The 13,902-nt window shown below is 50.6% G+C and carries 12 protein-coding genes and 1 tRNA gene; 9 read left to right on the top strand and 4 right to left on the bottom strand.

The window, feature by feature from the left end; translation table 11 throughout:
- Positions 1–50: 50 nt before the first annotated feature.
- The 6 genes from GX839_02925 (at position 51) to GX839_02900 (ending at position 6,509) form a co-directional block, all read left to right on the top strand.
- A complete protein-coding gene (locus GX839_02925; GenBank protein NLB04420.1) occupies positions 51–1,307 on the top strand; it encodes a histidine--tRNA ligase in 1,257 nt (418 codons plus the stop codon).
- Between the two features lie 37 nt (positions 1,308–1,344).
- Complete coding sequence (aspS, locus tag GX839_02920) at positions 1,345–3,168, top strand: aspartate--tRNA ligase (GenBank protein ID NLB04419.1); 1,824 nt, start codon at positions 1,345–1,347, stop codon at positions 3,166–3,168.
- Positions 3,165–3,863, top strand: a complete 699-nt coding sequence (gene lepB / locus GX839_02915) for a signal peptidase I (protein ID NLB04418.1) — start codon at positions 3,165–3,167, stop codon at positions 3,861–3,863. Before aspS ends, lepB (GX839_02915) begins: the two co-directional genes overlap by 4 nt.
- Positions 3,864–3,923: 60 nt before the next feature.
- The gene (gene lepB / locus GX839_02910; protein ID NLB04417.1) at positions 3,924–4,517 is read left to right on the top strand and encodes a signal peptidase I; all 594 of its coding nucleotides are present in this window, start codon (positions 3,924–3,926) and stop codon (positions 4,515–4,517) included.
- Between the two features lie 32 nt (positions 4,518–4,549).
- Positions 4,550–6,361 (top strand): elongation factor 4, encoded by a 1,812-nt coding sequence (gene lepA / locus GX839_02905; protein ID NLB04416.1) that lies wholly within the window; start codon positions 4,550–4,552, stop codon positions 6,359–6,361.
- A 65-nt stretch (positions 6,362–6,426) separates the two neighbouring features.
- Positions 6,427–6,509 (top strand) — tRNA-Leu (locus GX839_02900).
- A 109-nt stretch (positions 6,510–6,618) separates the two neighbouring features.
- Here GX839_02900 and GX839_02895 read toward each other — a convergent pair.
- Entirely contained in the window at positions 6,619–7,446 is an 828-nt protein-coding gene (locus tag GX839_02895) for an amidohydrolase family protein (GenBank protein NLB04415.1), read from the bottom strand.
- 413 nt (positions 7,447–7,859) lie between these two features.
- On the opposite strand from GX839_02895, the gene GX839_02890 reads away from it, so the two are divergent.
- On the top strand, positions 7,860–9,143 hold the full coding sequence (locus tag GX839_02890) for an ATP-binding protein (GenBank protein ID NLB04414.1): 1,284 nt from the start codon (positions 7,860–7,862) through the stop codon (positions 9,141–9,143).
- A 203-nt stretch (positions 9,144–9,346) separates the two neighbouring features.
- Here the strand turns inward: GX839_02890 and GX839_02885 are convergent, their stop codons facing one another.
- Positions 9,347–10,180: a hypothetical protein gene (locus tag GX839_02885; protein ID NLB04413.1), complete on the bottom strand. Its 834-nt coding sequence runs from the start codon at positions 10,178–10,180 to the stop codon at positions 9,347–9,349.
- 1,084 nt (positions 10,181–11,264) lie between these two features.
- Here GX839_02885 and GX839_02880 point away from each other — a divergent pair.
- Together GX839_02880 and GX839_02875 are read left to right on the top strand one after the other, a co-directional pair.
- Positions 11,265–11,579, top strand: a complete 315-nt coding sequence (locus GX839_02880; GenBank protein ID NLB04412.1) for a hypothetical protein — start codon at positions 11,265–11,267, stop codon at positions 11,577–11,579.
- Positions 11,580–12,192: 613 nt separating this feature from the next.
- Positions 12,193–12,435 (top strand): hypothetical protein, encoded by a 243-nt coding sequence (locus GX839_02875; GenBank protein NLB04411.1) that lies wholly within the window; start codon positions 12,193–12,195, stop codon positions 12,433–12,435.
- Between the two features lie 137 nt (positions 12,436–12,572).
- Here GX839_02875 and GX839_02870 read toward each other — a convergent pair whose 3' ends face one another.
- Positions 12,573–13,349 carry an ATP-binding protein gene (locus GX839_02870; GenBank protein NLB04410.1) on the bottom strand — a complete coding sequence of 259 codons (777 nt, stop codon included), beginning with the start codon at positions 13,347–13,349 and terminating at the stop codon, positions 12,573–12,575.
- Positions 13,336–13,836: a hypothetical protein gene (locus GX839_02865; GenBank protein NLB04409.1), complete on the bottom strand. Its 501-nt coding sequence runs from the start codon at positions 13,834–13,836 to the stop codon at positions 13,336–13,338. Before GX839_02865 ends, GX839_02870 begins: the two co-directional genes overlap by 14 nt.
- Positions 13,837–13,902: the final 66 nt, after the last annotated feature.

Raw genomic sequence — 13,902 nt, 5'->3', positions numbered from 1 at the left:
ATAAAATGACTTGATATATCAAAATCAAAAAACAGCACAAGGAGGCCGTCATGGACCTGAAAGCTCCCCGCGGGACTCAGGACATCCTGCCCGAAGAGGCAGCAAAGCGCCAGTTCCTCGAGCGGGCGTTCGCGGATATCTGCCGCCGCTACGGCTATGGTGAGATCCGGGTGCCCGCTTTCGAGTATACCGAGCTCTTTGTCCGTGGCGTCGGGGACTCAAGTGATGTTGTCCGCAAGGAGATGTACACATTTTTGGACAAAAGTGACCGGAGCCTGACGCTTCGTCCCGAGGGCACCGCCGGCGTGGCGCGCGCCTTTGTTGAACACGGGATGGCTTCCCGGCCTGCCCCGGTCAAGCTTTGGTACAACATGAGCATGTTCCGTTACGAGAAGATGCAAAAAGGGCGCTACCGGGAGTTTTGGCAGTTCGGCTGTGAAATTTTCGGCGCAGGGGCAGCAGAGGCCGATGCGGAAGTGATCGGCCTGCTCGATGCGTATTTTGCCGAACTTGGTCTTGGGGAGGTCCGGCTGGAAATCAACAGCATCGGGTGTCCGGCTTGCCGCGAATCTTACAAGAAGGCGCTCCGTGACTATTATCGGCCCGAACTTCCCCGGATGTGTGACGACTGTCAGATCCGCTTTGACCGCAATCCCCTGCGTATGCTTGATTGCAAGGAAGACTACTGCAGCAGCCTGGCAGCGGGTGCCCCGGTGCAGCTGGATTACCTTTGTGATGACTGCCGGCTGCACTTTGACCGGGTACAGGCAGCGCTGGAAAAACAGGCGATCAAATTTGTGGTCAACCCTTTGATTGTCCGCGGCCTTGATTACTATACGCGAACGGTTTTCGAATTCATCTCGGAAAATGTCGGCAGCCAGGGCTCTATCTGCGGAGGAGGCCGCTACGACGGCCTTGTCCGGGAGATTGGCGGATCTGACGTGCCGGCGGTGGGTTTTGCCATGGGAGTGGAAAGACTCATGCTGGAAATGGAAGCCCAGGGGCTTGTCTTGGGAAGTCCTGCGGGACCCGACCTTTACATTGCCTCCTTCCCTTCGACCTCCGCTGATGCCCTGGCTCTGGCCAAGACGCTGGTCGGGGAGGGGCTGGCTGTTGAGACGGATCTGATGAACCGGAGCATCCGCGCACAGATGAAAGCGGCTGATCGTATGGGGGCAGCTTACATCCTGGTGCTTGGCGAAGAGGAAGTATCCCTGGCTCAGGCAAGCCTGCGCAAGATGTCAGATGGAAGTGAAACAAGGCTTTCTCTTTCGGAAGTTGGCCAGTATTTGAAAGACAGGAGTTAGGCGGGTTTCCGGGTCCGGAATCCACAGGGGGAGGACTATGAGCGAATCGATGGGCGGATGGCGGCGCAGCTGCCTTTGCGGTGAAGTGACGGAATCCATGGTCGGCCGTGAGCTGACCTTGATGGGATGGTGCCACAAGCAGCGTGATTTGGGCGGCCTTTTGTTCATCACCCTGCGCGATATCGCGGGTGAGGTTCAGATTGTCATTGATGACGATTCACCACCGGAAGCCCGGACGAAAGCAGCCGGTGTCCGCAGCGAGTATGTCCTGGCTGCCCGGGGCGTCCTGCGGGAAAGAAGCGCCGTCAACCCGGCCATGAAGACGGGAAGGGTTGAACTTCATACGACAGAATTGCGTATTCTTTCAGAGGCGGAGACGACGCCCTTTTATATCGAGGAAGATCTGGATGTGAATGAAAGCCTGCGCCTGAAATACCGCTTTCTTGATCTCCGCCGCCCCGACATGCAGAGGAAACTTCTGGCCCGCCACCGGATCACCAAAATCACCCGGGATTTTTTCGACCGGGAGGGTTTCATTGATGTCGAAACGCCCATGCTGATCAAGAGCACGCCGGAGGGTGCCCGCGACTACCTGGTTCCTTCGCGTGTATTTCCGGGACGGTTTTTCGCCCTGCCCCAGTCGCCCCAGCTCTATAAGCAGCTCCTTATGCTGGCGGGCTATAACAAATACATGCAGATTGCCCGCTGTTTCAGAGATGAGGATCTTCGCGCCGACCGTCAGCCGGAATTTACCCAGATTGATATTGAAATGGCTTTTGTCACCGAAGATGAGGTTATGGATGCCAATGAGCGCTACCTTGCGACCTTGATGCGTGAGTTCCTGGGCATTGAGATTGCGCGGCCCATCAGGCGGATCAGCTGGCGGGAGGCCATGGCCCGGTTCGGGACTGACAAGCCTGATTTCAGGTTTGGCATGGAGATCGCCGACTTGTCAGATCTGGCCGGGAAAACATCCTTTCGCGTCTTTTCCGAGGCGGTCGCCAAGGGCGGTCTGGTGGCAGCCATTGCCGTTCCTGACGGTGCCTCCATGTCGCGGCGGGAACTCGATGATCTGGCGCTCTTTGTTAAACGTGACACGAAGGCCAAAGGCCTGGCATGGCTTTCAATCGGTGAAGATGGCAAGAGCCGCGGCTCGCTTGCCAAATTCCTTGACGCGGATTTTGTCAAAAAAGCTCTGGCCAAAGCGGGAAGTGATGAATCGGCACAGCTTCTATTGGTGGCTGACACCGACCGGGTAACGGCACTTGAAGCGCTGGGTGCTCTGCGTTTGGAGGTGGCCGGACGGCGCGGTCTGATTCCTTCGGGAAAGTTTGAGTTTTGTTGGGTGACGGAGTTTCCCCTGCTTGAATGGTCGGAGGAGGCGGGGCGATACGTCGCCAAACACCACCCCTTCACTTCTCCTATGGAAGAAGATCTGGAACTTCTCGAGACCTGCCCGCAAGAAGCCAGGGCGCGTGCCTACGACATGGTATTAAACGGAACGGAATTGGGCGGAGGGAGCATCCGGATCCACGACCAGGGGCTGCAAAGACAGATCTTCAAAATCCTCGGTTTTACTGAAGAGCAGGCTGAAAACCAATTCGGATTTCTGCTGTCGGCCTTCAAGTACGGGGTACCGCCGCACGGTGGACTGGCCTACGGGCTGGATCGGATCGTCATGCTTCTGACAGGAGAGGAAAGCATCCGGGAGGTGATCGCATTCCCCAAAGTTCAAAATTCCTCCTCCCTCATGACCGGAGCCCCCTATTTCGTCGCTCAAAAGCAGCTTGATGAACTGGGGCTGGCCCTTCAAGCAGGGGTTGAAACAGGTGAAGCATTGCCTGATGCTGTACCGGAGTGAAAGGATCGGACGAAATGACCCGCGCCCTGAACCGGGAGATGAAGCGGAAAGACGAAGAGCGGTCAGCTGAATCTGCCGAACACATCAGTCTTGAAGCCTATTTTGCAGGCCTGGATGCCAAACCAGTCAAAAAAGTGAAAAGGGCTGGTCCAAAACCGGTTGGGCGGAAATGGCTGTCGCTGGTTTACACTTTCCTATTGACAGCCCTTATAGTCTTGCTTATCAGGCATTTTGTCCTGCAGCATAACACCGTGATTGGCACTTCCATGCTCCCGACCCTGGAAGACAGGGACGAGATCTTTGTTGAAAAAATCTCCAGGCTTTTTCCGTCCGGCCTGAAACGTGGATCCATTGTCATCGTCGCTACACGTGAGCGTCTGGCAAACGGCGGCCGGGAGTATATCATTAAGCGGATCATCGGTTTGCCGGGCGAACGGGTGACTCTCAAAGAGGGGGCTGTATGGATCGATGGTCAAAAGCTGGATGAAGCCTATCTCGATGACTGGGTCCTGACCGATGCCCGAGTGGCGGAGTATGCGGATCTCATACTGGGGCCGGATCAATTCTACCTGATGGGGGACAACAGGCCGAACAGCCGCGACAGCCGGGATGTAGGGCCTTTCTCTCAAAAAGATATCATCGGTTCCCTGATTTTGCGGTTTTTCCCCTTCGACAGGGTGGGGAAACCCAAATAGGGAAAAAGCAGGGTCAGTCTTGGTCAGGCGCGCAGGAAGCGGGTTGAGGATCAAAAGAAGATGAATCAACAACAGGAGCAGGAGTATCGGACAAGACCTTCGCCGGAGAAGGAACCCTTCTGGCGGCGCTTGCTTCGATTTGCCATTACACTGGCTCTTTGTTTTGTTTTTGTCTATGCTCTCACGCAGTTTGTCTTGCAGCGCAATACGGTCATCGGCTCCTCCATGTTCCCGACCCTGGAGGACAAGGATGAGGTCTTCGTTGAAAAAATCTCCCGTCTTTTCCCTTCAGGGCTCAAACGCGGTGATATCGTGACAGCGGACTCCTTTCGGGGATTTGATGACCCCCATGAAATCATGATCATTAAACGGATTGTCGGCCTGCCCGGCGAACGTATTACCATCCGGGGCGGTTTTGTTTATGTGGATGGCCAGCTTCTGGATGAACCCTATCTGGAAGAGGGGGTCATGACATCGGAGCACGCCAAAGAATACGCCGACCTTCTGCTGGGAGACAAGGAGTATTACCTGCTGGGCGACAACCGGATGAACAGCCGCGACAGCCGGGATGTTGGCCCTGTTTCCCGGGACGACATCGAGGGGAAGTTGTTTTTCCGCTTTCTTCCGCTTGAACGGATCGGAAAGCCCAGATAACTCTCCAGGGAGGAAATAGAATCAAACGACTCATGCAAGGCACAGCTTCAGATCACATCCGAAATTTCTGCGTGATTGCCCACATCGACCACGGCAAGTCAACGCTGGCCGACCGCCTGATTGAGCACACCGGCGCATATTCAGCCCGGTCAAAGCTGGATCAGGTCCTCGATAACATGGACATCGAGCGTGAGCGCGGCATCACCATCAAGGCCCGTGCCGTCCGCATGGAATACAAGGCGGCGGACGGAAGCTGCTACGTGTACAACCTGATTGACACACCGGGACATGTCGATTTCAATTATGAGGTGTCACGATCCCTGGCAGCCTGCGATGGCGCCATCCTGATTGTTGACGCGTCACAGGGGGTTGAGGCCCAGACCCTGGCCAATGCTTATCTGGCCATAGATGCGGGTTTGGAAGTGCTCCCGGTCATCAACAAAATTGATCTGCCGGCTGCAAGACCTGAAGAGGTCCGCCATGAGATCGAGGAAGTGATCGGCCTCGATGCTTCCCATGCCCCCCTGATTTCAGCCAAGAACGATGTCAACATCGATCAGGTGCTGGAAGCCGTCAAGGATTATCTTCCGCCCCCGACAGGTGACAGGGGAAAGCCGCTTCGTGCCCTCATTTTCGACTCACTTTATGATGCCTACCTGGGCGTCATTGCCCATGTCAATGTCCGTGAGGGACAAGTATCCCTGGGCGATGAAATCCTGATGATGCACTCTAAAAAACAATTCACCGTGACCTCGCTCGGCACCTTCAGCCCCACCGCCATGGTGCCCGGCGAAAGCCTTTGCGCGGGTGATGTGGGCTACATCACCGCCAGCATCAAAAATGTCAGGGACACAGCCCCGGGTGACACCATCACCCTGGCAGAAAGCCCCGCCCCTGAACCGCTGCCTGGTTACCAACCGGTCCGCCAGATGGTCTTTTGCGGTATGTATCCGGTTGACGGCGCTGACTACCCTGACCTGCGCGACGCGCTGGAACGGCTCCAACTAAACGATGCGGCCCTTTCTTTTGAACCGGAGACATCGACCGCACTCGGCTTTGGATTTCGCTGCGGTTTTCTGGGCCTGCTCCATTACGAGATTATTCAGGAGCGGCTGGAAAGGGAATTCGATTTGGATCTGATCTCTACGGCGCCTTCCGTAGCCTACCGTCTGAACATGACTGACGGCAGTCAAAAGACCCTGGAAAATCCGACCAATATGCCCGGGCCTGAGCAAATCGCCAGCATCGAGGAGCCGGTGGTCTCAGCCTCGATCATGCTGCCCAAGGAGTACATTGGGAACGTCATGGAGCTTTGCCACAATTACCGGGGCGTTTACGTCAATACGGAATACGTCGATGAAAACCGGGTCAATCTTCACTACGACATGCCGTTGAATGAAATCATCTATGATTTCTTTGACGCGCTCAAATCCAATACCAAGGGCTATGCGTCGCTTGATTACGAATTCAAGGGCTGGCAGGTGTCGGACCTGGTCAAGCTTGATATGATGATCAATGGTGAACAGGTGGATGCACTGACATTCATCCTGCACCGTGACGATGCTTACAAGCGGGGTCGGGCCATGGCGGAAAAGCTGCGGGACAACATCCCCCGTCAGCAGTTCGAGATCCCCATCCAGGCCAGTGTCGGCGGGCGGATCATTGCCCGGGAGACTGTCCGCGCTTATCGCAAGGATGTTACAGCCAAGTGTTACGGCGGTGACATCACAAGAAAGAAGAAGCTGCTGGAGAAGCAGAAGGAAGGCAAGAAACGCATGCGTCAGGTCGGCAGTGTCGAAGTTCCGCAGGAAGCCTTCATGAGCGTTCTCCGGCTGAGCGATTGATAAATGCAATACAATATCATGTGTTATAACAACAAGGTGAATTTAACATCAAGAGCCGGGAAAATGCGGACATGGTGGAATTGGCAGACACGTTGGATTTAGGTTCCAATGGGAAACCGTGCAGGTTCGAATCCTGTTGTCCGCACCAAACCGGCTAGGGTCCGCTCCGGATGGGGTGGACCTTCATTATGATGGTTTCATGGCCTCTATGATTGTCGTTTCAGTCGAGTCAGGAGTTTGTAGGTGCCTCTGTTGGGTCATTGGCTTATTTTCAAAATTGATTCAATATTCTTATAGGCGATCTTTTTCATCTCTTCGTTTGTAAAATCCATTTGATCCAATAGGGTAAAGTATTCCTCATAATTACCTTCAGGATAATCTGTTCCAAATATCAGCCGGTCAGCCCCAAACATGTGAAGAATTCTCCTCGTCTGCTCGAGACCGTAGAGTTTCAAAAATTCCGGGAGAACGAATGAAATGTCTACCCAGGTGCATCCTGACCATGCATCAAGGTATTTGACCCCACCCATGTGCGCAGTAATAAACTGAATATCGGGAAATACTTTTATCATCTTATTGATTTTATCTGGCGCGCAATTATCATGAAAACCTGTCATACAAGGGTTTCCGTGGTAGATAACTGGAATCTTCAATTCAGCTGCCTTTCTCAACAAAGGAACGAGTCTAAGGTCATCAGCATCCATATTCAGGTTGCTGGGATGGATTTTCAATCCATGCAAGCCTAATTCCCTGATTGCATATTCAAGTTCAGCCGGTGTTTTGTCCAGGATGTAGGATCCATCCAAATTGATATCGGCAAAAGCCAAAAACCTGTCTGGATATTCCTCTAAGATTTTCGCCAAATATTCATTGGTCTTTCTTGCAGGGAAATACATGTAGGGGTCATTGGTTGGCTGTAATATTGCCCTCCTGATGTTATTTCTTTCCATTTCCTGCAGGTAGGAGCTTAATTCTGATTTAGCCCATATACAGTCAGCCCCTAGATTTTTTATGAAACCCTGCCGGCTTTCTTCAGGTAAGACATGCACGTGCGAATCTATTTTAGGTATTGTTTTCCAATCCATTTATAATCTTCCAATCCTATCTGCATTATCAAGGCGCCGGTTCTGCCCTGATCCACCAAGTTTTCTGAGTCAGACGATTGCTTTAGGCAACTTATCTTCTGGCCATACACATAACACTTTATTGATGATTTAACTTCGTCCAGATCATCATTGATTAAACGATGTTCGTTAACCATGCGCAATACTCCAAAAAAATTGATTCTTAAAACAATGAAGAGAAAGCATTGCTTTGGGAGGGTCTCAGAGCAAGCCGGACGAGGTGCCATCATTGGTTTGGTGCCTGGTACCGAAGTTATATTAACAAAGACAGCCTATGGAGGAGCTCAAATCTCTCCAGTGAAACGCCACAAAATACTCCAATGGAAAGCCACAAATCACTCCAGTAATGGTATGATTGTAGCGAGGTGGTTGCTATGTTTAAGTATAAAGAGCGTGTAGCAGATGCAATCTTGGAACTAAAGCTTGAGAGTTTTGGGGCGACGCTGATTGTAGGACCCAAAGGTTGTGGGAAAACGACAACGGCAAAACAGAAAGCCAAAAGTGTAATTGAGTTTCAAGATGAGGACCGCCGGGATGAATATCTTGCTGTGGCAAATACTCAACCTTCAAGACTGCTGATGGGCGAAAAGCCAAGGCTCTTTGATGAGTGGCAAGATGCACCGAAAATCTGGGGTGCCATCCGGAAAGCAGTTGATGATGAACAAGTCAACGGGAGCTATATTTTAACAGGCTCAACGGCACAAACGGTTAAAACACCTCACACGGGAACGCAGCGTATATCAACTCTCAAAATGTATCCGATGAGTCTCTATGAGAGCGGCGATTCCAATGGAAGTGTCTCTCTCGGCAGGCTTTTTGATGATCCTCAATCTTTTGATGGCTGCCAATCAGAGCTGACGATGGATCACTTGATCTTCTTGCTTTGTCAGGGAGGCTGGCCCAGAGCGATTAATAATATAACTGACCGCTCAAAACTGGAGGTGGCAAAAGACCTGGCTCAGCAAGTCAGCCGGCGTGATATCTCGAGTATCGACGACGTAGTTCGTAATCCAGTTTGGGCAGAACTGATCCTCCGATCTTATGCAAGAAATATTGCGACATTGGCAGGCAAAAACACGATATACAAGGATATAACTGCCAGTACTTCCATGAGCCAGGCCAGTTTCCACGACTACGTCGCAGTTCTGGAGCATTTGTTCATCATTGAAGATATTGATGCTTGGAGCCCGGCCATTCGATCAAAGACAGCCATTCGTTCTTCAAAAAAAAGAAATTTCATTGATCCGTCGATCGCTGTGGCAGCGCTTGGTTTGAGCCCAGATTACTTTAATGAGGATTTTAAGACACTGGGTTTCCTTTTTGAATCTCTCTGTATCCGGGATCTGAAGATATATTCTTCGTTACAGGGTGGCCGGGTATCCTATTATCACGATCGGTATGGTCTAGAGGCAGACGCTGTTCTCCATCTCGACGATGGAAGGTATGCCTTGATCGAAATAAAATTGGGATCCAATGAGATTGAAAGTGCAGCAAAACATCTTAACCAAGTGGAAGAATTAATTCATATTTTTAACAGAAAAGACGAACGAATACACATGAAGACCCCGGACCTGAAGATTGTTTTGACGGGTACTGAGTACGGCTACCGCAGAAAAGACGATGTATTGGTGATACCGGTTGGTTGCTTGAAAATGTGATTTTTCACAAGCTGGCAATGTTTCATCACAAAACAAGTGCAAAAACTCCGATGCACCTTTTATTTCTTCTGAACTTTTCGTGAGGATTGTATTCGTTTTGGCGCAGGAAGCCAAAATTGAAGGTCCGCTCCGGATGGGGCGTATCATTTTCAAATCCTTTGGTCGGAAACTTAATTGATTGGGCGCCTGGCATCCAATCAGCTTTAACGCTCCACATAGGCGTGGGTTCGGATGTAATCCAAAATGAGGGTCAATCCTTCACGATTGGGATGGAGGCCGTCCTTTAACATCAGCTCATCCTTAGCCATGCCCTCATCGTTCAATAGAACGGAAAAGGTATCCAGATAGGAGCAACCGAGTTCTTCCGCCATGGCCAGAATCCAGCTATTGCCTTTTGTAATCTTGGCATTGGTAATGCTGCCGTAATGTTTATACCTACGGGTAATGGGGTAGATGGATTGGAGGATGATGATGGTATCCGGGCTGATTTCCTGGATATCCGTCACCAAATCCTTGTATTCCTTGGTAAAATACGCCTCGTCCATAAAAGAGATGCCATTGATACCCAAAGCAATGATCAGAATATCCGGAGGATGCAAGGAAACCATATCGCGAATGGGACGCTGCTTCTTATCGTAAGGATCAAGAATATGATAGGTGCTCTGGTAGGCCAAAGTCATGGTGCCTTCAGGTCCGGTCCAGATTTGCTTGGAATCTTTTCCATCACTAAAAAGACCAAGCGGCCACATCCAATAAGTGGGTGAATCGCAGATAAAAGTAATCCTGTCAATGTATTCCATGCCCATATCCTCACTGGGGGGAAGCAGGGCCGGCGAATCATAATTGACCGGAGTCAGTTTGGGATTTAACTCATAAATGTAGGCTGCCGAACGATCGGCCTGGGGAGGAGGTGCTGTGGTCGTCGTTGTCGTCGTGGCAACAGATGTTGATGGAGTCGTTGAAGCCATCGCCGTCATGGTGGGGGGTGGGAGCGCTTCATCACCGTCGGGATCACTGGTACTTGTTTTCCCGGCCATTTCTTCAATTGAAGTTGGAGAACAGGCCACAGACAACAAAATGCTGCACAAGGTTATCAGCACGATCAAACTCATTAAGGGAGACCTTACTTTTTTACATTTCATATTTCAATTGCCTTAACGTGCATAAGCCGAGATTCCTAGGCCCGCCTTGCCTAATAAGATGATTTTCTGGTTAAGGGTAGAGATGGAAACAGGTCGCTCACTCATCTCCCCTAAAACATAAAAATCTACCTGTTCAATATATGGGCTCAAATGGAAAGGTGCAAGAGGTGGGCCGCATGGAGCAACTGTCAACGGTTCGGTCTTCGGAAAAAGAGATCAAGCCCTTATGGCGATTGACGTGTCAAGCCTTTTATTTACTAAAATTTGCCGCCACTCTTCAAATCAAAAGCAAAATCCTTTCAAAAAGAGGATTGTTTTGAAAATGGTTACTGTTTGAGAGGTGCAGACAAAACCCTGGTCAGGATTCACGCAACTAAGCCCCAGCTCTCAAGGTATTGGACAGGGCTCATCCAACCGGGCGATTCCTTGATTTGTTCCTGATTATGTCAGCGCGAATGGTGGTCAAGCTGTTGCATGAACTCATCTTGCGACACACCCTTCCAATCCCGTCTGTGAAAGAATTCATTCCAAATTCACCCGAAGAAATCTTCACATGCGGCATGATCGGGCGGGCAACCCTTGGCGGACATGGAACGTATGGGCCAGTATTCATGCAAAATGTCCAGCCATCCCAGCCAACGATCGTAGCCGCCACGATCACGATAGCCTGTGGTGTGGACCCTTTGTGACCTTCATGATCGAACCATAATATGTTGGGTAGTTGGCACCGAAGTTGCTTTAATTCAGGCTGCGTGTGAAGAGACATAAGCAAAACTGGATGAAAAAAAAGAGGGTACCTTTGCACCCCAATACATTTTTTGAGGATTGCATTCATCTCAGCCCAGGAAGCCAAAGCGAGATCCGCATCAGACGGTGTGGATTCTTGATTTGCTTCATGACTTCCACTCTTGGCAGCGTGTATACTCAAACAAGAAGCTGGCAGCCTGACTGAATGGGCACCCATAAAGGAGAAAACATCATGCGCGTTGTCTTTCATATTGATGAGCTGAACAAATGGCCCCTGGCCTTGACAAACGTCAAGAACTTATTGGCGGTGGAAAAGGATGCGACGGTTGAAGTGGTCGCCTACGCCGAGGCCGTCAGCTACTATGTCGGGGACAGGGATCTGCCGGAGGATCTGCTTGGTAGAGTCGACTTCGTAGCCTGCAACAACGCTCTGAGGGCCTTGCAAATAGAGACTGAACGGCTGCCCGCACATGTACGGGTTGTTCCATCAGGTGTCGTAGAAATCGTACATAAACAAGAAGAAGGATACTGTTACGTCCGCCCTTAAAAAATTCTTATTCGGTTGCGTCTGAAACTAAATATGTTTGGTGCCTGGCATAGAGTGACTCCCCAGAGTTTAACCATCCCATCTTCACTTAAATGAAAAAATTTACTTGGATTCCTCTCAGCCTGAACAGGTGATCGCAGATGGGCACCTACTGTTTTTCGATGCGAATTCGAGGTATAACTGTACTTAGATGAGATGTGCCAAACTTCGTGCAATTGAAAAAAGAGGACATGGAACTTCGCCTCACCAGGAAAGTTGATTTTGGAAAAGAGAACTGGGGGAATGAAGAACCATATCCAAAAAATTTTTCAACTGAGCGAAGAAATCATCTAAGAAGATTTGGGCTAGAGGGTGCGTCAAAGTGTGGAAGATACTTTGAACGCGATGCCGGAAGAAGAAACCGGCCGGCTAACCAATGCCAAACACTAGGTGAGAATCGCTCTGCGAAAGAGCATATGGGCCAGTCATTGCGTAAATAAACGATTGCTCCGGGCAGGTGAGGCAGATCTCAAAATGCCTAAGTCTCGGACCTTACTATTTGAAACGGCCATTATCCAGCGCTGACAGAAGCGAAAAATTTGCGTAAGAGAAGCCTTGGCAGAAATGCACCTGGCTGGTTGTATCCGCGCGCCGCGCAGAAGACGTCACAGAGGCCCTGTGGGGCACAAAAGTCAGCGCAGGAATGGTTAGTTGTCTGAATCTGAAGATCGATGATCAAATCGATGAATGGCGAAAGCACCCCCTCGAGATGAGCCACTCTTACGTCTGCTTGACGGCGTCTGGCTCAAGAGTGACTTTCCGGGAAATTCGAGAATGTGGCCCTCCTGATTGCCATGGCGGTGAGCGAGGAGGGTGAGCGGGAGGTGATCGGAGCCTGTGAGGGATTGCGAGCATGTGAATGTCAAGTTAAGAATGTCCAGAATTGACGAAATAAGAATGTACAGTTTTGGAGGAGAGAGAGTTCACCCCCTAGGGGGTGAAAATTTTTCACGGTTATTCTTCCCTTGTTTGGGCTCGCATCCCCACAAGATCTTTTGTCCGGTAAGAGTCGCCGACAATGGCCAAGACATGTGAGTGATGCAGAAGCCTGTCGAGAATCGCATGCGCGATGGTCGGGTCCTCAAATAAATCTCCCCAATCCGAGAATTGAACGTTAGTCGTGACGATCGTGCTTTTTTTCTCATAGCGCTGGTCAATCACCTGAAACAGAAGTTTTTCATCGCCTTTTTGGATAGGCAGAAAGCCCAGCTCATCAATAATCAACAAGCGGTGGCGCACGTAGTAACGCAAGCTTGCCTCCAGACGATTCTCTTCTTTCGCCTTGCGGAGTCTGGCAAGCAGGATATTAGCCTTAATGAAATAGCAAGAGATCCGATGCCTGGCAGCCTCAATCCCCAAGGCGGTTGCCAGGTGCGTTTTACCGACTCCCGGGGAACCCAAAAACACAATGTTCTCCTTGTTCTCGATGAAGCCGAGCGTTGCCAGATCATATAGCTGCCCGCGATTGACGGTGGGCTGGAAATCAAAATCAAAATCCTTAAGGCCTTTATGGTGCGGGAAACCGGCCATCCGGATGGATCGCAGCATCGACAGCTGTTTTTTGTTGTCAACTTCGGCATTACTCAAAAGATGCAGGGCTTCAAGCACGGACAGATCACGCTTTTGCACGCGATCCAGCGTTTCGGAAAGTTTCTCCTCAAATTTCGGAAGTTTCAAGTAGCGCAAATTCTCAATCAGCGATTGGTAACTGGTACTGTCAGATGGCTGCATGGTAGAGGTCTCCTAACTTTTTCAGATTCTCCGCCGAACGCACGGCAATATCATCAATGTAGGGTTGTGTGCGCCCCAGATGTTCGCGGTAGTGCTCCGGGAGGTAATTGAGTTTTTTGAGACTGATCGGATGGCAGGCGACCTCATGCGTGCTATCATAAAGATACAGATGCTGCCCGATCACCTCATAAAAGAGTGTTTGGCCAATGTAGGCGGAGGGGACGGAATACTTTGAACCCTTGTAGCTTACAAAACCATCCTTGCTCACCTTGACGTGGTCCTGGGTGATCTTGTAAAGAGTCATGATTCGGTCGCTGGGCAGCGCGAGGAGTGACTCTTTTTCTTTTTGGAATAAAGCTAGGGGAACTTGCCCGGTTCCCTGGTGGATATTCATATTGGTTTCATGGTTCAGCTTTTTGACCAGGTCTTGTAATCCCTCATAGTCCAGCTGTCCCTGGTAGCATTGGATATCATCGAGGATCTTCATGGTGCTTTCCACCTTGCCCTTGGTTTGAGGGCGTTTTGCGATACAGGCCCGGACACGGAATCCCAT

Source organism: Fastidiosipila sp., assembly GCA_012511175.1.
Classification (GTDB): Bacteria; Bacillota; Clostridia; order Saccharofermentanales; family DTU023; genus UBA4923.
The sequence above is the reverse complement of the archived record's forward strand: the minus strand, read 5'-3'. Positions and strand labels throughout refer to the sequence as shown.

Excerpts from the sequence above, each read along its gene's own strand:
- aspS (NLB04419.1), top strand. The coding sequence starts at position 1,345 with ATGAGCGAATCGATGGGCGGATGGCGGCGCAGCTGCCTTTGCGGTGAA.
- GX839_02865 (NLB04409.1), bottom strand. The coding sequence starts at position 13,836 with ATGAAGATCCTCGATGATATCCAATGCTACCAGGGACAGCTGGACTAT.
- lepB (NLB04417.1), top strand. The coding sequence starts at position 3,924 with ATGAATCAACAACAGGAGCAGGAGTATCGGACAAGACCTTCGCCGGAG.
- GX839_02925 (NLB04420.1), top strand. The coding sequence starts at position 51 with ATGGACCTGAAAGCTCCCCGCGGGACTCAGGACATCCTGCCCGAAGAG.
- GX839_02870 (NLB04410.1), bottom strand. The coding sequence starts at position 13,349 with ATGCAGCCATCTGACAGTACCAGTTACCAATCGCTGATTGAGAATTTG.
- GX839_02895 (NLB04415.1), bottom strand. The coding sequence starts at position 7,446 with ATGGATTGGAAAACAATACCTAAAATAGATTCGCACGTGCATGTCTTA.
- GX839_02885 (NLB04413.1), bottom strand. The coding sequence starts at position 10,180 with ATGGCCGGGAAAACAAGTACCAGTGATCCCGACGGTGATGAAGCGCTC.
- lepA (NLB04416.1), top strand. The coding sequence starts at position 4,550 with ATGCAAGGCACAGCTTCAGATCACATCCGAAATTTCTGCGTGATTGCC.
- GX839_02890 (NLB04414.1), top strand. The coding sequence starts at position 7,860 with ATGTTTAAGTATAAAGAGCGTGTAGCAGATGCAATCTTGGAACTAAAG.
- GX839_02880 (NLB04412.1), top strand. The coding sequence starts at position 11,265 with ATGCGCGTTGTCTTTCATATTGATGAGCTGAACAAATGGCCCCTGGCC.